Raw genomic sequence first — 26,351 nt, forward strand, 5'->3', positions numbered from 1 at the left:
TACCTAAAAGATCGTGAGTTTAAAATTGAATTTCAAGAGCAGCTCAATCAGCTTTGGCTTAAAAAAGATTTACAGTTACAGGAATTTTCTTCGCAAGCAAAGCAAGAGGTATAACAAGGAATGCTGTCTTTTCTACCAGGTCCGATACTGTTTATTATTAGTCTGTCACTATTGATCATCAATACCGCAATATGGAGCACCTTATTGACCATTGGTGGGGTGGTAAAATTATTACTGCCTTTCTTGCCCGTTCGTCGTCTGTTAACGCGAATAATGAACCGATTCATGTGGGCGTGGGCAACATGCAATGGTGGTATTTTATATTTAATCTCAAATATAGAATGGGACGTCGAAGGTTTAGATAAACTTGACCCTAATGGCTGGTATTTATTGATCAGTAATCATGTGAGTGGTTTCGATATAGCAGCCCAAACATACTTATTGCGTAACCACATTCCAATGTTGAAATTCTTTTTAAAAAAAGAACTCATCTATGTGCCCATTATGGGTCTAGGTTGCTGGGCACTCGATATGCCATTTATGGATCGCACCAGTGCTGCCAAACTGAAAAAAAATCCTAAATTAAAAGGCAAAGATCTGCAAACAACCCGCAAAGCTTGTGAACGATTTAAGCACATGCCGACATCAATTATTAATTATGTCGAAGGGAGTCGGTTTACCGAAGAAAAACGCCTGCGTCAAAACTCACCTTATCGCCATTTGTTACGCCCTAAAGCGAGCGGTATCGCTTTTACACTTTCAGCAATGGGCGAACAATTTACCGGACTGCTCAATATCACTTTAGTGTATCCAGAAACGTCAGAAAAAGTATTAGCCAATGTCATGCATGGGCGCACTAAAAAAGTGGTTATGCGTGTTGAAACGCTACCCGTGCCTAAAGTGGATTCAGAAATTTACTTTTCAAGCCCTGAAAACCGTGTCGAATTTCAGCGCTGGTTAAATCAGCTCTGGTTAGATAAAGACCAGCAAATTGATGACATAATAAAAGTTTACCAACAGTAATAAGGATATTGGATAGGTTTAATTGTCAGAAAGTCGACAAATGACGATTTTCTGTTGCGTTGAGCATGTAAAACTGTCAGTTTTAGAAATAAAATAGTTTTCAGATAACTCAATTGATAAAATTAGTTAACAACTGAATCTGCAAAGCTTAAATTAGCATATCATTGTTAACATAATTAAAATTTTTCGCAGCCTTCCAATGAAATGTTTATAGGTGAAATTTGAATTTTCGTGCCTTAACGCTTGCAACACACTGGCTAGTTTTGGTCATTACATTGAGTTTCTCAGTGTCTGTTGCAGCGCAAAAAAATGCTCCTTATGACAGCCTAACTGAAGTAAAATTTGAGCACTTTGATACCAAGGATGGCCTAAATCAAAACTCTATTACTCGCCTTTTCATGGACAGTGCGGGAATGCTATGGATAGGTACTCAAGACGGTCTGCACAGTTATAATGGTGTAGACTTTAGCTTGTATTTGAAACAACAAAAAAGCACTAACTCTATTTCAGGCAATTTTATCACTGATATTTTGCAGTCACCTGACGGCGATTTATGGGTCGGTACTCTCAATAATGGTCTCAATAGGTTAAATTTAACCACAGGCAAATTTACTCAGTTTAAAAAAGCTCAAGGCTTGCTAGATCTTCAGGTGACCAAACTTGATGTTATCGGTGATACCCTTTGGATCGGCACACGTTCAGGTCTTTACATTCTCTCGCTAAAAACAGAAAAAATAACCTCCGTTAGCCTAGGCAATAACATTGCTCCTGAAATTACCAGTATCGCTAACATCGACAATAAGTACATTGTTGTCGGTACTCAAGCGCATGGCATATTTGCCATCGACAGTAACACTATCATTCGACTTGATATTCCGGTCAATATGACAGTAAATCAAATTAAATCGAGCTCAATCTATTCAGTTTGGTTAGCGATTAATAATCAAATTTGGCGCTACAATCTTGATACCCATGAAAAAGAACTCATTTGGACAAATGAAAATAGTTACGGATACAACCGTAATATTGCAGACTTTGTGGTGATTAATGCCAATCAGATTTTTGCTATCGGCAATAACAATGGCCTTTTTCAGCTGGATTTTTTTGATGAACAATGGCATAGCAGGCATTACAAGTATAATCCGCAAACCCTCAATACCATCAGTGCTAATAATCTGCAAAACCTAATGCTTGATCCAAATGGCACCTTATGGATTGGCACAGGTTATTCAGGAATTGATAAACTCTCTCTTACCAATCAATATTTTAGCCATCTCTACGATTACCAAACTGATACCCCAGGAATGGCAAACATGATCCGGGCTATTTTTCGCGATAAGCAGCAACGCCTGTGGGTTGGTACTGATGGTGCAGGGCTTAAATATTTAGCTCCTAATGACCATCAATATCACTATATTAATGAATTATTTGCTAAAACATTAGCAATACCAGCAGAAGAGTTATCGTTTGTAGTACACGACATAGTGCAAGATAACCAAGGTTTACTGTGGTTTGCCACCAATATAGGACTGTTTACTCTCGATAACAACAACACCCTCAAACAAGTAAAACCTAACAATGAGCAATTTAGTACCGATACCAAATTTCGCAGTTTAACCATTGATGACAAAGGCCGTTTATGGATAGCAAGTTCACAGGGGTTATATTTCATCTCTGAATATAGTCACACTATGATGGCTTATAACTTTGGCTTTCAAGATGACTTTTCACCCTATAAATACCAGATTATTAAGCTCTATTTTAGCCAAGGTTATTTATGGCTAGGCACCATGGGCGGCGTCGTTAGGCTCTCTGCTGAAGCGCAACAATTAGTGTTGTTAAATCACGACCCAGAAAATCCTTACAGCATTAGTGATAACCGTGTTAGAGACTTTTTACTGGCCGATAACGGCGATTTTTGGGTAGCAACCCATGGTGGTATAGACAAGCTAACGATTGAATACGGTACATTTAAATTTGAACGGATGGACGTTAACGCGGATAACAGTAGCAATACGGTTTATGCCATTTTAGAAGATGACGCTCACGATTTGTGGCTCAGCACTAACTCAGGAATTTCACGATTTACTCCAAGTACTCAGAGCTTTATTTCCTATAATAAATTCGAAGGTCTACAAGCTAACGAGTTTAATGGTACTGCCAAATTTAAAGAGGCGAATGGCGCCTTATGGTTTGGCGGTATTAGAGGGCTTAATCAGTTTAACCCCAGCACGATTCCCACTCAGAGAGCGGAGAATAAACTGGCGCTAACGAAATACACCGTAGGTGAAAACCAGCATCCTATTCTCGACTTAAGCCATGCACCTCACATTGTCATGCCTTATGAACAACAACTGATCAGTTTTGAAATCGGCTCACTCAATTTTAATTACCCTGGATTAAACCGTTTTAGTTACTTTTTAGACGGCTATGATAGTGATTGGCATGAGTTATCTAACGGCAATGACATCACTTATACGAACTTGCCGCCGGGTGAGTACACCTTAATGGTTCGCCATGCTCTGGGAACCAATAGATACAGTCAATATACACTAAATGTAAATGTATCCGTCATCCCGCCTATTTACATGACCAAGATGGCCTATGCACTTTATGCCACATTCGGGTTATTTATTATTATTTGGATTTTTTCGACTAGAAAGAAAAAACGAGCTAAACAACGCGAGTTTGACAGCAGTATCCGCGCATCTGAAGAGCGTCTCAAATTAGCGCTTTGGGCTTCTGGCGACGGTATGTGGGATTGGAATATTAAGGACGATAAAGTTTATCGCACTAATATGATTGAGCCGATGAATTTATCATTAACAGATCAACTATTGATTAAAAATATTGATCCAGAAGATAAGCCTCGGGTTCAACAACTGCTTAACGAACATCTCAATGGCGACAGTGAGTTTTTTGAAGCTGAGTACCGTGTTGAAACCAAACCCGGAGAATGGGCTTGGGTACTAGACCGGGGCCAAATCGTTGAACGTGATCACAATAATATTCCCATACGGATGGCGGGAACACATAAAGATATTACGAGTCGTAAAATTACCGAAAATGAACTTAAACTGTCATCACAAGTATTATTCAGTATGAACGAAGCCGTTGTCGTCGGCGAGTTGGATTACCAAATCCGCTCAATCAACCCTGCGTTTAGCCGTATAACTGGCTTTAAACACCGTGATGTTGTTGGCAAGCACTTCTTATTTTTGACAATGGGTAAGCAGTCTCGAGAATTTTATAATGCTGTTGAAACCCAACTACTAAGACACAAGCATTGGGCTGGTGAAATTCATATTCGAACCCGCGATCGACGCGGTATTCTTGCATGGTTAGAGATCAACCAAGTCATCGATAATAAAGGTGAAACCAGTCACTTTGTTGCAGTATTTACTGATATTACCGCACGTAAAAAAGCTGAAGAAGATTTACGAGTATTGGCTAACTTTGATCCACTGACCGGACTGCCTAACCGCACTCTGTTTCAAGACCGGCTAAATCAAGCAGTAACCAAAGCCCATCGCGCCAATAGTATCGTGGCATTATTATTTTTAGATCTCGATCGATTTAAACATATTAACGACTCAATGGGCCACCATATTGGTGACTTGCTGCTTAAAGCCGTCGCCCATCGTCTACAAAATGCTGTACGAGATGGCGACACGGTTGCTCGTTTGGGCGGAGATGAATTTACCATTATTTTAGAAGGCGTGGCTAAAACTAAAGCGGCCACTATTATTGCGGAAAAAGTGTTACATGCATTTCAAACCCCATTCCTACTAGACGATAAAGTACTGACGATCTCACCGTCAATTGGTATCAGTTTGTATCCTGAAGATGCTAAAGATACCACATCGTTGATTAAGTACGCCGATACAGCCATGTATCATGCTAAATCATTGGGGCGAAACAATTTCCAATTCTATACTGAACAGTTAAACCAATATGCAACCCGCTATGTTCAATTAGAAGCAGGGCTAAAAAAGGCGATTCAAGACAACGAATTATATTTGGTTTATCAACCTAAATATGATGTTAAAACTGAAAAGATTATCGGTGTTGAAGCTTTAATGCGTTGGGAGAGTCCAGAGCTAGGGCTTATCTCGCCGGTTGAGTTTATCCCGCTGGCAGAAGAAACGGGCATCATTAACCAGATTGGTCACTGGGCGATTAACCAAGCCTGTAGTCAATTGGCACAATGGCATGCGCTTGGTTTTGAGCATATCTCTGTCGCGGTAAACCTTTCGGCTAGACAGTTAAAAGCCGATATAATTTCTATCATAGAGGTCGCATTAGCCGTCTCTGGATTACCAGCAAGCGCCCTAGAGCTCGAATTAACAGAATCAATGATCATGGGCAATCCTCAAGATTCTGTCGCGATATTGGCGCAATTAAAGGCACTAGGGTTAACTATTGCTGTTGATGATTTTGGTACTGGTTACTCTAGCTTAAGCTATTTAAAGCGCTTCCCTATTGATACCTTGAAAATTGATAAAGAATTTGTGCGTGATATCACTGAAGACCCTGATGATGCCGCCATCACTAGCGCGATTATTACTTTAGCCCACAGTTTAGATCTTAACGTTGTTGCTGAAGGCGTAGAAACCCAAGCACAATTAAATTTCTTACGTGAAGGCGGTTGTGATCAAGTTCAAGGCTTCTTACTCAGTAAACCCTTAAGTGCCGATGACTGCATGACTTTATTAACATACGACAAAACTGACACTCGTCATTTTTAAGATAAAATAAAAGCTCCCAAGGGAGCTTTTATTATTATGAACATAATAAGCTAAACTATGGAGCAACGCGCTCAATACGCTTTACCCAACCTGCTGGTGCAGGAATATGGCCTTTTTGTAACTCAGTAAATACTTTATAGATACGTTTGATATTAGGCCCAACATTACCATCACCGACTGTGATAATGCGTCCATCCTCAAAAATATATGAACTAACAGGTGATACTACTGCTGCGGTACCAAAACCGCCCGCTTCAATAATTTCGCCAGACTCAATATCAGCAACAAACTTATCTAACATTACAGTTTCTTGCCTCACTTCACATCCAAGTAAATCGCCCAACTCAAGAATCGATTGCGAGGTGATTGACTTTAAAATCGTATCGGTAAATGTCGGAATAATCACCGTACCGTCTTTTAAAATATGAAAATGATTCATTGCGCCAACTTCTTCAATTTGAGTGTTGGTTGAATCTAGATACAGCACTTGCGCAGCACCATATTCAGCTGCCGCTTTGCCTGCACGTAAAGAAGCGGCATAGTTACCCGAAGCCTTTGACGCTCCCGTACCACCAGAAACAGCACGGTGAAACTTAGTCGTGATTAATAAGCGAATACCATTATTAACCCCAGAAGCATAATAAGCACCAGATGGGCTTAACATGACGCAAAAAGTGTATTGCTGGCTTGGGCTAACAGACAAGCGATCTTCAGTGGCAAAAATGAAAGGTCGAATGTATAAACAGGCACCATCTTGCTGCGGGAACCACAAACGATCAACATCAATAAGGGCATTAATCGCCTTTACTTGCATCGCTTCATCGATATTTGGAATACACACAATATCGGCAGAACGATTCATACGCTCAGCATTTTTATTTAAACGGAACGTATAAATCTCACCGTCTTCATGCATAAATGCTTTTGCACCTTCAAAAATCGATTGGCCATAATGCAATGTCATTGCACCTGGCGCCATTTCAAAAGGACCATAAGGCACTATGCGCGGATCGCACCATTGACCATCACGGTAATCCATTAAAAACATGTGATCAGTACGAAGTCGACCAAAACCAACATCACCTTCTGGTTTAAAGGGTTCTGTGCGGCGCTCTGACGCTGATTTTAAATTATATTTTATGTCCATTGCATACCACCTTAAAAACTGAGCTTGCAGACTATGGAGGCTAGAGATTAATGTCAAGTCGCAGCCATATATCCTAAATCAAAATACGTCAATTGAACGTAACAAGCATCAATATATTTATTCAAATTGCAACAGACAAACTGTCAGTGCATGTCTGATTTTCATCGCGCGCTAATTAATCAAAGTGAATCCATTAAGGCTAATCACTGACTTAAGGCAATAACTCGTTTACCACAGCGGCAATCACTGATATTTCAACTAAGTATTCCGGCTCCGCAATCGCAGCTTGCACACATGCTCTTGCAGGAGCATGGCCCACTGGCAACCAACTATCCCATACTAGGTTCATAGCATCGTAATCTGTCATGTCTTTGAGGTAAATAGTCGCGGATAAAATATGATCGCGTCGGCTACCAGCTTGTGCCAGTAAACGATCAACCTGTTCAAGCATGCTCGCCGTTTGAGTATTAATGTCTGCGTACTTATCATTTGCAACTTGGCCACACAGGTAAACAGTATCATTATGGATCACAATACTGCTCATTCGCTCACTGACATCGTGTCGAGTAATTATCATAACTAAGTCTTTTATTACCATAGAGGGCAGATGAAAATAGCGCGATCTCAGATAAAGTACAATATAGTACGATTTATTGAATATATTTTAGCCACTTAGTTTTAAAGGCTATTCCTATAGGCCTTGTCACTGCTAGAATCGGGATTCCATCCAGAAACGTATAGGACTCCCCATGAGCCTTGAATTATTGTCCCAACTGGAAAACAAAATCCAGGCAACTCTCGAAAATATTGAGCTACTAAAAATGGAGCTTGATGAAGAGAAGCAAAAGAATGAAGCATTAGTATTACAGCAGCAAGAATTGACACAAAAAAACCAACAATTGCAGCAGGACCTAAACTCTTGGAGTGATAAGGTCAACGGCCTTGTTGGTTTATTGAATAACGAAATCTAAATGGATTGATACTGCTTTGATTGTGTTTCAATCAAGGCATTTAGTTCGCTGATAGCCTGCTTAACTTTTGGCAGGCTTTTTTTCGTCTGTAAAAAGCGGCCCTTATCAAACTCAAGTAACCCTAAGTCTTTTACCCAGATAACACCACTCAAAAAAATCCTCGCATGCTTAACAATCAATTTAGGTGCATACACAGGGAACCTTCTCATACGATTTCCTCCAACAAGATAACATATGTAAATTGCGATGAAATAACGACAATAAGTTATGTATAACTCGACAGATAGAAGTCTAAAGCGTCGATAAAACCACTTAACACGACTATTCACTTTTTGTTTAGTTTTCTAGTTGAGCCACTACAAGGTTAATGTCAAAAGATTAGACCACGCGCCTGCGGAAGAGTTTCATCAATACGCTATTTTTTATTGGGTTGATCAATCCAAAAATAAAAAACGACACTTTAATGCCGCTTGCCAATATTTTGACGCCATGTTAGGATCTTTAATGTTACTCAGGGTAAAAAAGAGTTATTTAACTCATCTCCGTATCGTCTTTTATAGACATACGGTTTTTTTTTGCCTGACACTTTTTGCTTACGGCCTTTTGATTAACGTTTTTGCCACAACGTAATACTCGCTACCCACCACAATACACTCCCTATAAATAATGCTACCAAGCAGCTCTTTTACAGGCGAATAAGTGACGACTGGCCCTTGCCAGCATTTAAATCACAAATATTCAGGCAACAAAAAAGGAGCCTAAGCTCCTTTTAAAATACCAGCAGTTAACACTACTTTTTATTCATAGACGTTAAGTAATATGCAATATCAATTAACTCGTCATAAGATTTAATTGAGCTTGTTTCAACACGATATTTACCATTAACAACCAATGAAGGCACACCTGAAATTTTCGCATTTTCAGTATCACGCTTCATTTTAGACATCTTGGCATTCACCATAAATGATTTTGCTGCGGCATCATAAGCTTTACCATCTATGCCATTAGCAATAAATATCGCTCTGATATCATCAGGACGGGTGAACTGCTGACGTTTTTCATGGATAGCGCTAAACAAAGCTGCTTCCATTTTTTTCTCAACATTAAGCTGCTGCGCAACTGCAAATGCGCGAGACATTTCAACACCCATTTCACGACCAATAAACTCAACATGTTCCTGATTAAAGCTTACGCCTTCAGGTAAAGTCGCTTCTATTTTAGGCACCACAGTTTTAGAAAAATTAAAACAATGTGGGCAGTAAAAGGAGAAAAACTCAGTAATTTCTGGCTTGGCAGTTTCAGGGCCATCACTAATCACAGTGTAATGAACACCTTCTTTATAATCGGCAGCCATCGCAGCCATCGGCGCTAGCAAGAGTGCAGCAGCCATCAGTAATGCTTTTTTCATTTTACTTCCTTCTAATAGGCAAAATATAAATACGCTGGCTCTATCATAGTCTAGCGTTAGCCTGTAACTCAATTGCTAGCTAATTGTATTTGTAACTAAATACGATTAGGTAGTGATTATGAAATATTGTTAATTAAAACTGGGTAAACTCAGCGGAGGTTCATTGAGCGTAGATAACTGCTCTTTAAACGCTAGCGTTTGTTGTTCCCAGTACTTTATATCACCAAACCATGGAAAATTCATTGGAAATGCTGGGTCTTGCCAGCGTTTGGCTAACCACGCATTATAATGCACCATCCTGAAAGCCCTTAACGGCTCAATCAGAGCCAGCTGTTTAGCATCAAAATCACAAAACTCTTGATAGCCTTCTAATAAAATATCAAGTTGCAACAACTGTTGATGGCGATCACCAGTTAACATCATCCACAAATCTTGTATTGCTGGGCCTTGCCTGGCATCGTCTAAGTCAACAAATCCGGGGCCGTCTGGGGTCCATAAAATATTACTAGGGTGCAAGTCTCCGTGCAGGCGTATAGGCGTAAAACGATGTTGCTGCCATATCTGCTTGGCTTTATCTAAGACCTGCTCAACTACGGTAAAAAAAGCCGTTTGCATCGCGCTTGAAACCATATCACTTTCACGTAAATAGCGATAAGACTCATCTCCCAAAATCTCCGGCGTTAGCGATTCACGGTACTTAAAAGGTTGTGTTGCACCATACTGATGAATTCGCCCAATAAAACGGCCCACCGATTCGAGTTGATCTAAATTATCAACTTCAAATGCCCGACCACCAATAGAGGGGAACAGTCCAAAACGATAACCTTGATACTCAAATAAGGTTTTACCCTCGATAACCACAGGAACAGCAATAGGAATATCTTCGGCCGCTAAAGCCAAGGCGTAATCATGTTCTTCTTGAATTTGCTCATTACTCCAACGATGTGGTCGATAGAACTTGACCACATAGCGCCTCCCTTGGTCACAACGGAACTGATACACTCTATTTTCGTAACTGTTTAGCGCTAATAATCCCGTCTCAGGGAAGATACCAATGCTTTCAATGGCATCAAGAATGAGATCGGGTCTCAGTGCCTGAAAATGAAATTCTGCGCCCGTACGGTTATCCATGTATGCCTTCTTTAGTCGTTTGAATATGTGGAGCAAGTAGCGTTAACAAAAACGCTAGTACGTCTAATTCTGCAGCGCTATCGGTAGATATCCAACAAATATCACCATAAAACTCATAATGTAACCATAGAGGACTGCCTTCAAAGTTCAGCAACCACTGGTGGCGATCTGCGCCCCATTGGCGCTCACGGATTTCGCAATCAAGTGCCGCAGCTAGCGGTTCTGCAAATCGTTCAAACTGCTCAAAATCCACCTCAGCTTTAATAATAAGACTTAATGCTGCGGGATCTAATTGGGCTGACAATAATTTCATAAATTAACTCGACTAAAATAATTCAATTAACTGCTGCAAGACATAATTAGGCCTTGCCCCCATTCTGGTGGGCGTTTAGCAAAATCTTCCATCTCGGGCTGTTCGTCAAAAGGACGACTTAACAATTGTTGGAGTTGCAATAATTTACTGTTATCGCCACTTTCTTCTATATCAATAATGGCCTCTTGCGCGAGGTAATTACGTAAGATGTATTTCGGGTTAACACTATTGCGATCACCTTGCCACGCATTGACATCTGCCACTTCACCCACTCGCTTTTGATAAGCTTGATACCAAGTATCAAAGCCTGCAAGATCGACCATATCATCACGTAAAGTACAATAAGAGCTACTCGGGTCAATTTGACCCACACGACGTAAACTATTGGTGTAATCAAGTTGATTCGCTTCCAGTAAAACAGTTAACTGCCCCACGAGCTGTAAATCTTGCTGATCCAGCTCAGCTTGAGCCGCCTGAGTGCATGTATTTGAGTTAATGCTCGCTTGAGGCAGCCCTAATTTGGCGCGCATTAGGCTTAAATACTGGTTAACTAATTCAGTTTGATAAGTATTTAATGCCGCAATTAAATCATCAGCATCAATAATGGGCGAGAGTGCTTGGGCTAAACGTTTAAGGTTCCATAGACCTACTCCGGGCTGCTGGCCAAATGCATAACGGCCCTCGTGATCAGAGTGGTTACAGATAAAGTTTTCTTTAAAAGTATCTAAAAATGCAAAGGGGCCAAAGTCAAAGGTGTCACCGAGTATCGACATATTGTCGGTATTCATTACCCCGTGAGCAAAACCAATGGACTGCCAATGGGCAATCATTTTTGCAGTAGATTGCACCACCTCATAAAACCACTGCTTATAACCCGCAGCATCGGCGGATAAGTGGGTAAAGTGCTGCTGAATCGTAAAATTCACTAATTGAGTCAACTTACCAGCATCACCGCTTTCGCTGTGAAAAAAATATTCAAAATGACCAAAACGAATATGACTTTTAGCCAGGCGTACCGTAATAGCTGCTGTTTCTTGGCTTTCACGCCATACAGGTAAGTCGGAACCGATAACGGCTAATGCGCGGCTTGTGGGCACATTAAGCGCCGCAAGCGCTTCTGATACTAAAAACTCGCGCACCGCAGAGCGCATTACTGCCCGGCCATCACCTTGGCGAGAGTAAGGTGTTGGGCCGCCACCTTTTAACGCGACATCCCAAGCACCATTAGGGCCAATAGCTTCACCTAATATAATTGAGCGACCATCGCCTAATCTGGGAGTGTAACCGCCAAATTGATGACCACTATACACTTGCGCATAATAACTGGCGCCAGGCGCGGCATAGTTAGCCGATAACTGCATCAACAATTCATTATTAGGTTTTTGTAATCCAATCAGTTTCGCGGCGTCATCACTCCAACCAAGCCAATGAGGATTGCTGATGGGTAGCGGATAAACTTGTGAATAAAAGCCGTCTAATTGTTCAAAAAAATCTTGCTTAAAGTGCATCATATGCAGCACCAACAACCTGACTTTTACATTGTAATTGCTGTTGTTCATTTACCTGACACTGTTCACCACAAGCAAAAGCTTTCTCTGCTGGCAATGATGATGCCTGTAAGCGTAACATTCCTGCACCTTTAGCTTGGCATTGTTCTAATGAATCGTAATAACCAGAAATATGCTCTTGCAGGACAATTTGCGTCGGCACAGGCGTGTGGTCAGCCACATAAAATAAGGTCCATTCTGGAGTACGCATACACCCGCCAAGTAAGACAAGCGTGGCAGTTATCAGCAATATTGTAGTCAATGTACGGGTCATTAATATCATTTTAAACCTTAAAATCATTGGATCTGAAGCAACAAAAAAGCGAACCAAGGTCCGCTTTCCTTTTGAATATCATACCTGATATCCATGCAACAGTGTTGATTAGCCTATTAGCTCGCTTTAGCTTTAGCTTTTTCGATGCGTTTTATTCGCCCTTCAAACCCAGTGACAGTTCCATCAGTTAACTGGTATTCAAGTGCTTGCTGGCACACCTTAAGCGCTTCATCAAATTGACCAACATCATTTAACAAGGTTGATAACTGCATAAACGCTGGCGCTTTGATATCGTCAGTATTTTTTTGAGCCACATGTTGCTGATGCAGTGAGCGATAGAGCTCTAAATAGGTTAGCTGCAATGCTGCGCCATATTGGCAATAATCAGCTTGCTTACGCATTTTATAACAATGGTTAATCACACTGACTAAACCATCATGCTGGCCTTGAAGATCTGTGGCATTGTTGGCTACTTCAACCTGTTGTTGCAAACTCTCACTAGCCCAATCGCCTTTAGCGGGCTCCAAACTCAATCCTCCAGCTTGGAGAGTCGACACTGCAGTCGCAGATGTATCCGCTGATCCAGTTTCATCATGAGTCAAGGTATCTGTAGTTTCAGAATCATTTGGCTCAGCATCTGGCTTGGTCGTGAGTTTTACGTTTGGAGTATCGACAGGAGAAGCGTTAACTGATGGACTATTAGCATGACTCAAGGTATCTGTAGTTTCAGAATCATTTAGTTCAGCATCTGGCTTGGTCGTGAGTTCTGCTTGTTGAGTATCGACAGGAGAAGCGTTAACTGATGGACTCTTAGCATGACTCAAGGTATCTGTAGTTTCAGAATCATTTAGCTCAGCATCTGGCTCAGTCGTGAGTTCTGCTTGTTGAGTATCGACAGGCGAAGTATTAGCGGTTGTACTTGGTTCATCGACCAATGTAGCCGATGTGCTCTGAGGGGCATTAATTACAGAATCGCCTAAAACGACATCAGCTGCCGGTTTATCTAATTCCTTATGCTCTGCATCCGCCGTATCGGTAGCGGCTGGCGATGACGGTTGAGCAACTTCAGATGATGACGAATGCTCAGTGGCATTGCTATCGGTTTTATCAAGTTCTTGTTTTGCCACTGCTTGAGTGCGTCTGTATAGGTACAGAGCAATTGCAACCAATACGAGCATTAAAATGATCTTCATTAGGCTTCCACCTTGCTGATTAAGTGCCATAACACACTATTTTTTCTCACTCACAACGACATTTATTGTGAGGTAATGTAAAGGGTTAATGATAGCGCGCTGTTTTTTTAAGCATCTACCATTATTATTTCAATGTACACTATAAAAGCGACAATTTATCTATTTTAATCTGTAAAAAGGCATACATAGCCGATCATTTGAGCACTGGTCCAATCTTTTTTGCGATCTTAGCCTCATATAAAGTTAATTTTGGGCCGAATATCAAAGTTAACTACACTCAGTTTGTTAGCTGTTATCATCGAGCTTACACTGCAAATATCAGACTATTTTACTAAGGTATTAAATCAAGGATAACCTTATGGCTGAAGCAGAATTATTGAGTGACCAATTACTCTATGAGTTTCGCACTATGCAAGCTATGGTGGAAATCTACTGTAAAGTGCACCACCCACTCAAACCAGCCAAAGATGTGTGCCTACAATGTAGTGAGTTTCTAAGCTATGCCAACACTCGTTTAGATCGTTGCCCCTACGGCCAACAAAAACCAACGTGTAATAAATGCCCAGTACACTGCTACAAGCCCCAAATGAAACAAAGAGCCCGCGAAATTATGATGTTTGCTGGGCCAAGAATGTTATTACCACATCCCATTATGGCGATTAAGCATTTACTTGCTGAGCGTAAACCTGCACCAGGTTTACCACCAGAAAAAGCCTCAAACAGACATTTTCGAAAAGTTAAGCAAGGTTAACAATCGTAAACTACTTGCTTTGCAGAAAGTAGGTTAGTATTCACTGTCGTCCAAGAGAGTGAAAATGAACCAATTTAACGATTTATTTATTCAAACATACTGGTGGCTTTCCTTACTCGGAGGCATTCATTGCCTTGGAGTGGGCGTGTATGTTCATTATATTTATCAAAGCAGCACTCGCAGCCATAGCCTACTCGCCGGAATATTTTTACTCATCGGTTGTTATTTTTTAACCGGGTTGCTAACACAAGAAACAGCTCCAATACCAATCCATTTGGCCCTAACGTTATTCATTCCAATCTATTTTTTACTCATGCCCATGCTGTATTTATATTGTAAAAGCAGCTTAACCGAACAAGACTACCAACCACTGATCATTAAACATTTTGGCGGGGCTATTCTTGCTGCCTTAGTCACCAGTTCAGCCATCTTGTTTCATATTCGTATCGCCCCTAAAAACTTACAAAACACTATTACATCACTCGCTGAGTTAAACACGATTAACCTACTAGCAGTCATTTTACCCCTATTATTAATGCTGCAAACCATGGGTTATTCTTGGGCGATTTATCGCTTGTTATCACGCTATCGACCACAATATTTAGCCAGTAGGCAACCTAACTTACAAGTTATTCGTTTTCGCTGGTTAAGCGTATTAACCATAGGTATTTTGATTAATTGGGTGCTGCGAATTGTATTGGTATACTTACCATTTTACTTAGGTGATTCAGTATCCTTGTTAATTCAAGCAGTAACTCAATTAAGCCTTCTATTCACAGTCTATGTGTTTGCCTTGTATGGTATCCATCAAGTCACACGATCAGCCTATTTGCGCGGTGCACTCAACGCCAGCAGCAAAGATGATACGTCACAGTCGCAACTTAAAGCTCATTCGCTACTAGACGATGAAGAAATCACCTATTTACAGCAGTTAATGACCAATAAAGATGGACGCGATACCAGTCAATACACGACTAAAAATAGCAGTGATAAAAAAGACTAACAGCGCATGTCTCACGTTAACATTATGCTTAAGAGCGTATTGCGAGTAGCAGAATATAAATGTTAATTAACGCACGCTATGTAAGGGTTATGCTACTCTAAGGCCAGTTTTATCATGACAATATAGTCACCGAGGTTATTTATGAAACGTTCAATTAGCTTAGTGTTTTCTAGTTTTCTTGTGTTATTAAGCTTCGCGTTTTCAGCTCCTAGTTTTGCTGACGAAGCAGCTTATAACGATGCAACTACCAATTTTAAAAAAGCCAATGAAAGCCGACATTTATTTGATTCAGCTTATGGTTATGCAATCTTCCCCAGTGTCGCCAAAGGGGGTATAGGTATTGGTGCTGCTTATGGTAACGGTCGAGTGTATCAGGCAGGCTCGTACATGGGTGATTCTACATTAACCCAACTATCAATCGGTTTTCAGCTAGGCGGACAGGCCTATAGCGAAATAATCTTCTTTAAAGATGCCAAAGCATACAATGATTTTACCAGCGGCAGTTTTGAGTTTAGCGCTCAAGCGTCAGCAGTAGCAATTAACCTTGGTGCTAATGCTCAAGTTGGCACCACAGGTAATTCTGCGGGTGCAGGACAAGCTGGCAGTAATCATGCTGCGACTGCAGCCTACATCAATGGCATGGCGATATTTACCGCCGCTAAAGGTGGATTAATGTTTGAAGCCGCCCTAGCCGGTCAGTCATTTACTTTTGATGGTAAGTAACCGCGACGAGTCTTAACACTCTTAAGCACATAACATTCAGGCTGCCATTGGCAGCCTGAATTATTTTGAATAAGTGGTTTTTAAGGTATGGCCTGTGGCCATAAATACAAAAGTACAAAAGTACAAACCTGGATCCCGGCTCACGAACATTACCGGGATGACGATTAAATTAGCCTGCGTAATAAGACAACCTACTAACTTACTCTGCTATGGGCGAAGCACCACAACGCTAGTGGCCGCAGGCCATGCAAAACCGATAAACCTACCAAAAACCTATTTATATCCCCCAAGGGGCTGGCGGTAATGCAACTGGTTGAGATAAATCAAACTCAACTTTAAAGTCGCGATTTTCCCTGGTTAACCGATAAGTAAAAGTATTGGCTTCAATCATCATTTGCCACTCGTTAGTAACCGATTGCGTTAAGCCATGTTGCTTAAAGTTGGCAATAGACTCATCGTCTACTGGAAACGTTTGCAAGTTGGCTGTGCCTGTATCACGGGTCTCTCCACCATACATAGTCACTTTGTCATCGCTGCCATCTTTATGGCGATGATCATGCTTTAAGCGCAATCCGGTATCGGTTTGAGTTATCACCCAAGTGCGAGAGTGATCATCACCAACATGAAATGGAATACGTAACTGGTGATCGGTGCATTCTCTTACATGCATAACTAATGGTTTGCCACTAAAGCCATCTCCTTCACTGCCACCAGCAGTGATCTTACCGGCAAAAGCTTTCCCACAAAGAGCGCTAATAGCTTCAAAAAATTGCTGTTGCTGTACCGAGTTTGCGGCATAAGCAGGATTAACCAACATAGTGCTACCACACAGTAATACCCCACTAAGGTATCCGCTCAGCCTAATTAACGTTGGCATAATGATTATTCCTTGTTTATCAAATAATTAGATTTTCAAACGATTAAATCGATAAAGAGTCATAGTGTAAAACACTTATGACTATTCGCTACAGTATTAGCGACAGTATTAGCCCACATTACCTTGTTATTGAATCTATTGCTGCTAGAAAAACAAAACCCGCAAATGTTAATGCGGGTTTTATGACAATAAGTTAACGTGTTAGCTTACTTAGCGTATTTAGACTTAGTCGCCCAAGTGGTCGCTTTAGCTGGACGCTTAGCGCCCTGGCTTTTGGGTGCTTGCCCATTTGCCGCTTGGCTCGAAGGCTTAGCTGGAGACTTTGGTTTCTTCCCTACTGGCTTAGCACTGCCTTTATCCGCTTTAGTGTTACCTTTACGGTCTTCAAACTGGTCGGCAGAAAAACGGGTCATCGCCTTTTGGCCGCCTTGTTCTTTCGCTTTAAGCGACGGCTTTTGGCCCCACTTCACTTTAGTTTGCTCGTTACGCGTTTCTGGTGGTACCAAATGATTTGGACCATTACCAATTAACGACTCTTTACCCATAGCCACTAACGCTTCACGGATCATCGGCCAGCCGACAGGGTCGTGGTAACGTAACAAAAATTTATGCAATTTACGCTGACGGCCTTTTTTCGGCACTGTCACTTGTTCACTGTCATGTTTAATGTTTTTCAGTGAGTTAAGTTCGGTATGATAAATCGTGGTCGCATTGGCCATCGGCGATGGATAAAAATTTTGTACTTGATCCAATTTAAACTTCTGGCCTTTTAACCATAATGCCAAATTGACCATGTCTTCATCGGTAGTACCAGGATGCGCCGAAATAAAGTACGGAATTAAAAACTGCTCTTTACCGGCCTCTTTAGAAAACTTATCAAACAGCTCTTTAAACTTGTCATAGGTTCCCATACCTGGCTTCATCATTTTACTGAGTGGGCCTTCTTCGGTATGTTCAGGGGCAATTTTTAAATACCCCCCCACATGATGTTTCGCTAACTCTCGAATATATTCTGGGTTTTCGATAGCCAAGTCGTAACGCACACCCGAAGCGATTAGCACTTTTTTAATGCCAGGTACTTCACGCGCCGCTTTGTATAAGTCGATGGTATGTTTATGGTCGGTGCCCAGATGGCCACAAATAGACGGGAACACACACGATAAACGTCGGCAGGTTTTCTCTGCTTTCTCACTGGTACAACCTAAACGGTACATGTTTGCCGTTGGGCCACCCAAGTCAGAAATAACACCGGTAAAACCTGGCACTTTTTCTTGAATGTCTTTAATTTCTTTGATGATCGACTCTTGCGAGCGACTTTGAATAATTCGCCCTTCATGCTCGGTAATCGAACAGAATGAACAACCACCAAAACAACCACGCATGATATTGATTGATGTCTTAATCATATCGTAAGCTGGGATTTTTTCTTTGCCATACATCGGATGCGGGATGCGTTGATACGGTAAATCGAATACCGCATCCATTTCGTCAGTGTTTAATGGCCACGCTGGTGGGTTTACCCATACACCACGGTTGGCATCATGTGGTTGAAACAAGGCACGGGCACAACCCGGATTTTGCTCTTGGTGCAAAATACGCGAGGCATGGGCATACAAATACTTATCTTCGCTGACCTTGTTATAGGCAGGAAGCAGCACATAGGTTTTTTCCCATGGCTTTGGACGCGGCGGTTGCACGCTAATCGCTTTGGGCGCATCGTTATCAAAAATCTTTTCGTCTGTTGGACCAGATAAATTACTGCAACCAACATCATCAGCACCATATGGGCTAGGTAATGGCTCAATTTTATGTAGTTGGTCAATTTTGCGTGAATCCATGCCGCGCCAACCGGGCATAGGTTCTTTGCGCATTGTTGCGGTACCACGAACATCGTCAATATCGCCAATGGCTTCACCCGCAGCAATACGGCGTGCAACTTCCATTAATGGTCGTTCAGCATTGCCGTAAATCAATATGTCGGCTTTGGCGTCAAAAATCACACTGCGACGGACTTTATCTGACCAATAATCGTAATGAGCAATACGGCGTAAGCTGGCTTCAATGCCGCCAATCACAACCGGTACATCTTTAAAGGCTTCTTTACAACGCTGGGTGTACACGGTTACCGCACGATCAGGGCGTTTACCACCAATATCACCGGCAGTATAAGCATCATCATGACGTAACTTGCGGTCTGCTGTGTAACGGTTAATCATCGAATCCATGTTACCAGCGGTTACCCCAAAAAACAGATTTGGGCGACCTAGCTGCATAAAGTCTTCTTTGTTTGACCAGTCTGGCTGCGAAATAATACCCACACGATAACCTTGAGCTTCTAACATTCGCCCAATCACCGCCATACCAAAGCTAGGATGGTCAACATACGCGTCGCCAGTCACGACAATAATATCGCAACTATCCCAACCTAAAATATCCATCTCTTTGCGAGACATAGGTAAAAAAGGTGCAGTTCCGTAGCATTCAGCCCAAAACTTTGGATAATTAAATAACGTTGACTCAACTTGCATGTATATGACCTACATAAATGGGGAAAACCAGTCTAACTGATCCGATGATAACATCAGCCTACGGCTGAATTTAACGGACGCGGAGTATAGCAGTACAGCGACACTAAGTGTGACTAAAAAAACATCAAAAGTGAAATATTTTTATCCTTTTATAACCTTGTAAAACACATGGGAATATTGCTATTCCCTTATGCTTTCAATGTTATAACCCAAGAAAGAAGCCAATATTAGCGACCGCTAAGGTTAATAGCACAATCCAAGTGATTAATACGCCCCAAAAACGGCCAAAATGATAGCCACCTTGACCTTGATTTAATCCAATAGCATGTAATAAGCGCGCCACAATCCAAGCTGTGCCCAAACAATGTATCAAGTAAACTGGCATGCCATTTAATTCAGCCAACGCTAACAAAATAAGTACTATGGGTGCATTTTCAATTAAATTGCCATGCGCTCGAATCGCAATCGATAATCCTTGGTGACCACCATCACCGATACCTATTTTATTTGCGCGACGAAATTTAACCACTTTGTACGATAATGCTAAAACCAATACCGCCGTTAAACCCGCGTATAAACCCGATATCATCAATGTCATGTGTTATTCCTTGAGTCGACTATATTATTGTTATTACATCAATCTTTAACATATTGATGCTATACCAACATTTTGGATCAGTTTGGCTGTAAACACACGCCTTAATCGGTTAATATTCGCGCCAAAACTAGCTCAACACCCTAACAAGAGTGACTATCGCCCAGTGGATAATCAGGATTTTTTAGAAAAACGCCGATTTATTATTAAGTTAGGAAAATACTTACATAAGTTTGGTACGCCTGCGTATCGCTTAGAATCCCACTTGCAAACGGTATGTAGCACGCTCGGTATTGAAGGTTACTTTTTAATATCACCGACTTCGATGACTTTTGTACTGCAACACGATACTGAACAAGAGTATAACCATGTCGCTCGCGTCAAACCTGGTGACCTCGATTTAGGTTCATTAGCACGCACTTTTGAGTTAGTGGAAGAGCTTAGTTCTGGCCAGCGCACTCTGCAAGAAGCATTAGAGCGCCTAGAAGAAATCGCTAATAAACCCAATCCTTATGGCCATAAACTCACCTTATTAGCTTTTGGCTCAAGTGCGGGTGCCTTTGCCATGTTAATGGGTACCGGTTGGCATGACGTTTTTTGGTCGGCTATTTTAGGCTTACTGGTATACAGCCTCGTTTTTTGGGCTGAACGTTCAAAACGTATTGCAGAAATGCTTGAGCCTATGGCGGCGGTCGTTTGCGCTATCTTGGCGACAGGGATTGCGCAATTTGACCCGAGTATCAATTTACCTGTGACCATTTTATCGGGGATTATTATTTTTGTTCCTGGTCTTGCACTCACACTTGGCTTGGCGGAGCTTGCCGCCCGCGACTTAATCTCGGGTACTGCACGTATCATGGATGCAGTCATGCAGTTGTTTAAACTGTATTTTGGTGCAGTGCTTGGCATGACCATAGGGAAGGCGATATTTGGCGAAACCATTTATGTCGAACCGATACCACTGCCGCGCTGGGCGATTTGGTCTGCAGTACCGCTATTGTCTATGTCACTGGTGATTATCTTTAAAGCACGCTTAAAAGACTCTCCTTGGGGCGTGTTTGCTGGCATTGTGGCCTTTTTCTCTGCCATGCTCGGCGGTATCTACTTAGGTGAATCTATTGGCATTTTTGTCGGCGCGCTCGCGGTAGGTATTTATTCGAACCTATACGCCCGTTGGATGAAAGCACCTGTGTCGATTGCGTTACTCCAAGGTATTGTTATTCTTGTCCCGGGTAGCAAAACTTATATCGGCTTAAATGCACTTATCTCAGGTGAAACGATGCTGAATCAAGCCCATTTAGGCTCACAAATATTCCTCATTTTTATGTCCTTAATCGCAGGACTCATTTTTGCCAACGTAATCGTACCTCCCCGCCGTTCCTTGTAAGCCTCCGATTATTATATTTCAAACAGCATAGGGGCATGATAAATACAGCCCTTATGTTGTTAACAATCTAAATACCCTTATCTTTTTAGTGGCTAAATGAAATATTTATTTAAGCTACATGTTTGACTATGATGTTATTCAGGTATGATACAAAACAAAGAGGCAACATAATAATTTCATATTAGAAACAATTACCCTTTGTTGCTGACCTCTTAAAAAACATAACAATAAAAATAAGGACGAAGCTATGCCAATCATATTTATGGCAGCATTTATTTTCTTCATCCTGCTGACTTCGCAGAGTGTTCAAGCTGAGGTTGCAGCCACTCAGTCACAGCTAACCGCCAACGATGACTCTGACATCAATGAGCAATCGACAACTAATAAGCACCTTGTTGATAAGGTCGCTAAAATCGTTATTGTTAGTCACCCTATTTTTGATGAGTCAGCACCAGATGCTATCTTTTTACATCGCTGGGCTAACTATTTGCACATCAACACCAAAGAATCGACCATTCTCAATAGCTTAAGCTTTGAAAAAGGCGATAAGATCACCGAGAAAGATCTGCAAGAAGCGCAGCGATTGTTGCGTTACGAATCTTATATTCGCGATGCTAAAATTAATATTGCCAGAAAAGACCCATTGGCAACCGATAATGTTGAAGATGTGGTGTTAGTCGAAACATGGGATAACTGGTCATTATTACCTACGGTAAGCTTGAGCAAAAATGGTGGCGACACTAAATATTCTTTTGGTATGAAAGAAGATAACCTACTGGGACTAGGGGTTAAAACCAAAATAAAATACCAATCAAGTGCCGATCGTACCGGTTATAAATTAGCTTTTGATGCTCCAGTAAGATGGCTTAAACACGCGAATGTGTCGGTTGATTTTTACGACAACAGTGACGGTCAAGCATCCTCAATTGCCTTTAATAAGCCCTTTTATACCCTCGATAGCCAAAATATGTATGCAGCGTCGTGGTTAACTGACACTCGCATTGATACCATTAGACAAAATGGTCAAGACATTAACGAGTTTGAGCATGTCATTGATTATGCAAACTTAGGTTATGGTTGGTTAGTCGATAAACAAGCGGATCAATTGCATCGTATCAGTGTCGGTATTACCCAAGACCAACATCAATTCAATAATATAGACTTATATCCTCAGTCACCATTACCTTATGATCGTGAATTTATATATCCATGGATCAGCTACGAATATGTCCAAGATCAATTCACAGTCCTAAATAATATTCACCTGATTAATAAAAACGAAGACTTTAATTTGGGTTGGCATCATAGGGTCAGTTTAGGATTAGAAACCAATGACGTCGCTGATAATGCCGATCTCGGCTACCACTTAACCATGCTAAGTACCCGTGGCTGGCAAAAAGACAACCAATTATTGCTCATGACTATCGATGGCCAGACCGATATTCAAACGGGTCAACAGGACTTTTATAATGTCGGTTTAGGGGCTGAATTTTTCCATCAAATTAGCCCTAAGTGGACAGCCTACTCCAAGGCCCGCATTGCCACTTCGCACAATAATTACCTTGACCGAACTTTTGCCCTTGGCGATGAAACCGGCGTGCGCGGTTACCCTAATGACTATCAACATGGTGACAACCAATGGTTACTTACTGGTGAGATCCGTTATTACCCTAATATTAACTTATATCAACTGGCCGAATTAGGCTGGGCAGTATTTGCTGACATTGGCGAAGCAAGCGGCGGCACAGATCAGCAAAATGAAGTCAATGGTCCTATTGGCAGTGTTGGCATCGGCGCGCGCATTTACTCCCCTAAATCAAGCTACGGTAACGTAGCCCATGTTGATATTGCCGTCCCTATCACCACAGGTAATGACATCAATGCCTGGGAATTTAGATTCCAAGTTAAGGACCATTTTTAAAGCGGTAGGTAGACCGTTTAGTTACGATAAACTTTCGCAAAGTAGTCAGCACTAAATGCTTTATGTGCTGCAATGTAGACTTGATGACCAAAAATGTTCTCAACTGGTGGCCACAAAGCCAGCGTGTAAAGCAGCGGCTTAACAAAAAAGGAGTAAACAATAAATTGTTCACTCCTTTTTATTCAACAACACGTAAATACTACTGCAACTAACCGTCTTAGTTTAAAAGTGATGTGATACCTGCAACACCACTTCTCGTGGTGCACCAGGGAAATGACCATTACGTTCAGAGAAACCGCTCACGGCATATTGTTTATCAAACAGGTTTTTCACATTTAACTGAAATTGCGTATCTTGCCACCGAGTTGTCCAGCTCATATCGAACACAGTATAAGGCTTAACACGCTGCGCATCCGCGCTGATTTGCTCACTAACATAGTCGGCACCTAATGCAATAGAAGACTGCAAACTGTCAATCTCATAACGCGTCCACAAACCCGCTTGATGTCGCGGCGCATTAATAAATTTAGTGCCATCGGCATAAGTATCGCCCACATCGCCTTGAGTAACGCGGGCATCGTTGTAGGCATAATTGGCCATAATGGTCCAGTCGGCAGTAATATCGCCCACCAGAGTAAACTCAACCCCTTTACTTTCGACCTGCCCTAAACTAACCAAGGCAGGGATATCATCATCAAGACCGGTATAGTCAGGGTTACTCATGGCAACATCTTTTTTGGTAATTTGATACACAGCAACCGTGGTCATCATACTACCGTCAAACCACTGATTTTTAATACCGAACTCAACCTGCTCGCCCATTTCCGGATCTAAACTCGCGTCTTTACTTGCAGTTTCTTGATCGCCAAGGGAGGTCGGATTAAAACTTTCAGCGTAGTTAATATATAACGACGTATCGGTGGAGTATTTATAAACAACACCACCACGCGGTGATACATGGCTATCACTAAACTCAAAGCCAGTTTCTTTGTCAAAATCGTTAAAGTGATCGTAACGTAGTCCCATCAACAACAACCATTTATCACTTAAACTAATTTGATCTTGAACATATAAACCCGCGCGTTCGGTTTTAGTGCCATCACGATGTTGATCTTGTAAGTTATAAGTTGAAGGATCTGTTTCACCGTAATTAAGATCAAAAATGTTAAGATTAGCCACCCCGTCAGCCTCGTAACGAGCACGCCAATAATCATAATCGCTGTTTACGTGATGATAATCTGCTCCAAATAATAAGGTTTGCTCAATATCAGTATCTAATCGATATACAAAATCTGACGTCACACTCACTTCTTGGTTAGCGCGATATTGTTTACGATATTCACGTTTAATGGTTTTATCATCAATATTGGCTTTACCATCGCCATTAACATCAACCCAACTTTGTGATTCGTGATACCCCTGAACGCGCTCGTTATCCAGATAACGCACTGTGGTATTAACACTCAACTCATCGCTAAAGTGATGTTGTAAGTTAGTTTGTAATATTGTTGCTTCAAGGTTTTGATAGTCGGATTTTTCATTCGCGTTATAGCTTGGATCCACTAAAAAATTACCCTCATCGTCAACGGGAACACCACGTAAACGATTACCGCCTAAGTCTTGTTTGATATAATCAATGGTGGTTGTGAGCGCTGTATCATCGCCAAGTTGAAATAATAACCCACCGGTCAGCTCGGTGTTTTCAGAGTCTGCATTATTACGAAAGCTGTCTTTTTGTTCATAAAAACCACCTAAACGATAGGCAACTGAATCTGTTAAACCACCTTTAGAATCAATTGACCCGCCCATACGGTCGTTATCACCAGTGGTTAATGTCACTTCAGTATCTTGGACAAAGCTCGGCTTTTTATTGACATAATTGATCATCCCGCCAGGTTCTCCACCACCGTATAACGCAGCAGCAGGACCTTTTAACACTTCAACTCGTTCAATATTAAATAACTGCGGTACGCCGAATCCCGAAAAAGGGTCGCCTCTTACACCGTCATAAAACACATTGCTGTCATCACGAAAACCACGAAAGGTCACTCCCGAGTAACTGTAAGTGCTTACCCCCGCAATAGAACGATATAAGTCGGTAATTTCACGTGCCGCTTGGTCAACAATCAACTGTTCATTCAGCACCTGCACCGATTGTGGTAAATCCATAATATCAGTTTCAACTTTGGCACCAACAGACGTAGAAGATTCACGATAAAAGGTCTGTGCCCGCCCCATGACAGTTATTTTCTCAATTGACTGATTCGAATTCACAGCCGATTCATTAGCACTGACACTCAACGCTGGTAATAGTAGGCTTAACACCCCAATATTCGTAACCTTCAAATGCATGACACTTTACCTAGTAACAATCTATCGCTATAAAATTGCGTGCAATATAGCACCAAATACTAATGACAACTATTCTCATTCAATAATTTACATTTGTGATATTTTGTTAATTATTATCCAGCACATAATATTGCTAGCATGAAGTCATTGCAGTAGGTTGAGCATGCAGCAGTAAATAACAGCCGTTGTTATTCTGTGCATTGGTGTGATAGTAAATTGAGGAGGTGTTAATTGGTCAAACATGCTATTGGCGACGTATAACCACCCTTTTCAAAATCAGATTATTGAAGTATAAACACACTAATTCGTTTGCAACACAAATGGTTAATAGCAATGATTTTATTGAAATTATTATAGATAATGACCTTCAATAGTCGTAAACAATAAACTGAGATATCAGCATATAAACACATTGTTCTCAATTGGCGCTAACATATATAGCCTAGCTAAATTCACCTA

21 protein-coding genes and 1 pseudogene are annotated in these 26,351 nt (G+C 41.3%); 9 read left to right on the forward strand and 13 right to left on the reverse strand.

What is annotated here, in order from left to right; all coding sequences use genetic code 11:
• From H5185_RS23430 to H5185_RS09400, 3 genes and pseudogenes are all read left to right on the forward strand, one after another.
• Window positions 1-114 (forward strand): annotated as a pseudogene (locus H5185_RS23430) (acyltransferase); the annotation flags it as partial.
• A 6-nt stretch (window positions 115-120) separates the two neighbouring features.
• Window positions 121-1,023, forward strand: a complete 903-nt coding sequence (locus H5185_RS09395; protein WP_124017526.1) for an acyltransferase — start codon at window positions 121-123, stop codon at window positions 1,021-1,023.
• Window positions 1,024-1,310: 287 nt separating this feature from the next.
• Window positions 1,311-5,771, forward strand: coding sequence for an EAL domain-containing protein (locus H5185_RS09400; RefSeq protein WP_182741975.1), 4,461 nt, complete (start codon window positions 1,311-1,313; stop codon window positions 5,769-5,771).
• 55 nt (window positions 5,772-5,826) lie between these two features.
• On the opposite strand, the gene H5185_RS09405 is transcribed toward H5185_RS09400, so the two are convergent.
• On the reverse strand, window positions 5,827-6,918 hold the full coding sequence (locus H5185_RS09405; protein ID WP_124017525.1) for a branched-chain amino acid aminotransferase: 1,092 nt from the start codon (window positions 6,916-6,918) through the stop codon (window positions 5,827-5,829).
• A 211-nt stretch (window positions 6,919-7,129) separates the two neighbouring features.
• Window positions 7,130-7,495, reverse strand: a complete 366-nt coding sequence (locus H5185_RS09410; RefSeq protein ID WP_124017524.1) for a RidA family protein — start codon at window positions 7,493-7,495, stop codon at window positions 7,130-7,132.
• A 172-nt stretch (window positions 7,496-7,667) separates the two neighbouring features.
• Here H5185_RS09410 and H5185_RS09415 point away from each other — a divergent pair, with 172 nt between their 5' ends.
• Window positions 7,668-7,889, forward strand: coding sequence for a cell division protein ZapB (locus H5185_RS09415; protein WP_124017523.1), 222 nt, complete (start codon window positions 7,668-7,670; stop codon window positions 7,887-7,889).
• On the opposite strand, the gene H5185_RS09420 is transcribed toward H5185_RS09415, so the two are convergent.
• The 7 genes from H5185_RS09420 to H5185_RS09450 form a co-directional block, all read right to left on the reverse strand.
• The gene (locus tag H5185_RS09420; RefSeq protein WP_124017522.1) at window positions 7,886-8,098 is read right to left on the reverse strand and encodes a DUF1107 domain-containing protein; all 213 of its coding nucleotides are present in this window, start codon (window positions 8,096-8,098) and stop codon (window positions 7,886-7,888) included. The genes H5185_RS09415 and H5185_RS09420 overlap by 4 nt on opposite strands.
• A gap of 581 nt (window positions 8,099-8,679) precedes the next feature.
• The gene (locus H5185_RS09425) at window positions 8,680-9,297 is read right to left on the reverse strand and encodes a thiol:disulfide interchange protein DsbA/DsbL (protein WP_124017521.1); all 618 of its coding nucleotides are present in this window, start codon (window positions 9,295-9,297) and stop codon (window positions 8,680-8,682) included.
• Between the two features lie 129 nt (window positions 9,298-9,426).
• Entirely contained in the window at window positions 9,427-10,428 is a 1,002-nt protein-coding gene (locus tag H5185_RS09430; protein ID WP_124017520.1) for a serine/threonine protein kinase, read from the reverse strand.
• Window positions 10,421-10,741: a DUF3630 family protein gene (locus tag H5185_RS09435; RefSeq protein WP_124017519.1), complete on the reverse strand. Its 321-nt coding sequence runs from the start codon at window positions 10,739-10,741 to the stop codon at window positions 10,421-10,423. The genes H5185_RS09430 and H5185_RS09435 overlap by 8 nt, the downstream gene beginning before the upstream one ends.
• 26 nt (window positions 10,742-10,767) lie before the next feature.
• Window positions 10,768-12,249 carry a YdiU family protein gene (locus H5185_RS09440; RefSeq protein WP_182723127.1) on the reverse strand — a complete coding sequence of 494 codons (1,482 nt, stop codon included), beginning with the start codon at window positions 12,247-12,249 and terminating at the stop codon, window positions 10,768-10,770.
• Window positions 12,239-12,499: a hypothetical protein gene (locus H5185_RS09445; RefSeq protein ID WP_182741963.1), complete on the reverse strand. Its 261-nt coding sequence runs from the start codon at window positions 12,497-12,499 to the stop codon at window positions 12,239-12,241. Before H5185_RS09445 ends, H5185_RS09440 begins: the two co-directional genes overlap by 11 nt.
• A gap of 179 nt (window positions 12,500-12,678) precedes the next feature.
• A complete protein-coding gene (locus tag H5185_RS09450) occupies window positions 12,679-13,755 on the reverse strand; it encodes a hypothetical protein (RefSeq protein WP_182741964.1) in 1,077 nt (358 codons plus the stop codon).
• Window positions 13,756-14,113: 358 nt separating this feature from the next.
• Between H5185_RS09450 and H5185_RS09455 the strand changes: the two genes are divergently transcribed.
• From H5185_RS09455 to H5185_RS09465, 3 genes are all read left to right on the forward strand, one after another.
• Window positions 14,114-14,506, forward strand: coding sequence for a nitrous oxide-stimulated promoter family protein (locus tag H5185_RS09455; protein WP_182741965.1), 393 nt, complete (start codon window positions 14,114-14,116; stop codon window positions 14,504-14,506).
• 64 nt (window positions 14,507-14,570) lie between these two features.
• Complete coding sequence (locus tag H5185_RS09460; protein ID WP_182741966.1) at window positions 14,571-15,509, forward strand: hypothetical protein; 939 nt, start codon at window positions 14,571-14,573, stop codon at window positions 15,507-15,509.
• Window positions 15,510-15,650: 141 nt separating this feature from the next.
• Window positions 15,651-16,232, forward strand: a complete 582-nt coding sequence (locus H5185_RS09465; RefSeq protein WP_182697782.1) for a lipid-binding SYLF domain-containing protein — start codon at window positions 15,651-15,653, stop codon at window positions 16,230-16,232.
• 277 nt (window positions 16,233-16,509) lie between these two features.
• Here the strand turns inward: H5185_RS09465 and H5185_RS09470 are convergent, their stop codons facing one another.
• The 3 genes from H5185_RS09470 to H5185_RS09480 form a co-directional block, all read right to left on the reverse strand.
• On the reverse strand, window positions 16,510-17,109 hold the full coding sequence (locus H5185_RS09470; RefSeq protein ID WP_182741967.1) for a hypothetical protein: 600 nt from the start codon (window positions 17,107-17,109) through the stop codon (window positions 16,510-16,512).
• 206 nt (window positions 17,110-17,315) lie between these two features.
• A complete protein-coding gene (locus H5185_RS09475; RefSeq protein ID WP_182741968.1) occupies window positions 17,316-19,637 on the reverse strand; it encodes a YgiQ family radical SAM protein in 2,322 nt (773 codons plus the stop codon).
• 202 nt (window positions 19,638-19,839) lie between these two features.
• Window positions 19,840-20,235 carry an MAPEG family protein gene (locus tag H5185_RS09480; protein ID WP_182697779.1) on the reverse strand — a complete coding sequence of 132 codons (396 nt, stop codon included), beginning with the start codon at window positions 20,233-20,235 and terminating at the stop codon, window positions 19,840-19,842.
• 163 nt (window positions 20,236-20,398) lie between these two features.
• Here H5185_RS09480 and H5185_RS09485 point away from each other — a divergent pair, with 163 nt between their 5' ends.
• Complete coding sequence (locus tag H5185_RS09485) at window positions 20,399-21,619, forward strand: threonine/serine exporter ThrE family protein (protein WP_124017546.1); 1,221 nt, start codon at window positions 20,399-20,401, stop codon at window positions 21,617-21,619.
• 262 nt (window positions 21,620-21,881) lie between these two features.
• Window positions 21,882-23,540 carry a ShlB/FhaC/HecB family hemolysin secretion/activation protein gene (locus H5185_RS09490; RefSeq protein ID WP_404948453.1) on the forward strand — a complete coding sequence of 553 codons (1,659 nt, stop codon included), beginning with the start codon at window positions 21,882-21,884 and terminating at the stop codon, window positions 23,538-23,540.
• 222 nt (window positions 23,541-23,762) lie between these two features.
• On the opposite strand, the gene H5185_RS09495 is transcribed toward H5185_RS09490, so the two are convergent.
• Window positions 23,763-25,892, reverse strand: a complete 2,130-nt coding sequence (locus tag H5185_RS09495) for a TonB-dependent siderophore receptor (RefSeq protein WP_182741970.1) — start codon at window positions 25,890-25,892, stop codon at window positions 23,763-23,765.
• Window positions 25,893-26,351: the final 459 nt, after the last annotated feature.

Origin of the sequence: Shewanella sp. SG44-6 (assembly GCF_014164185.1) — a bacterium.
Lineage (GTDB): Bacteria > Pseudomonadota > Gammaproteobacteria > Enterobacterales > Shewanellaceae > Shewanella > Shewanella vesiculosa.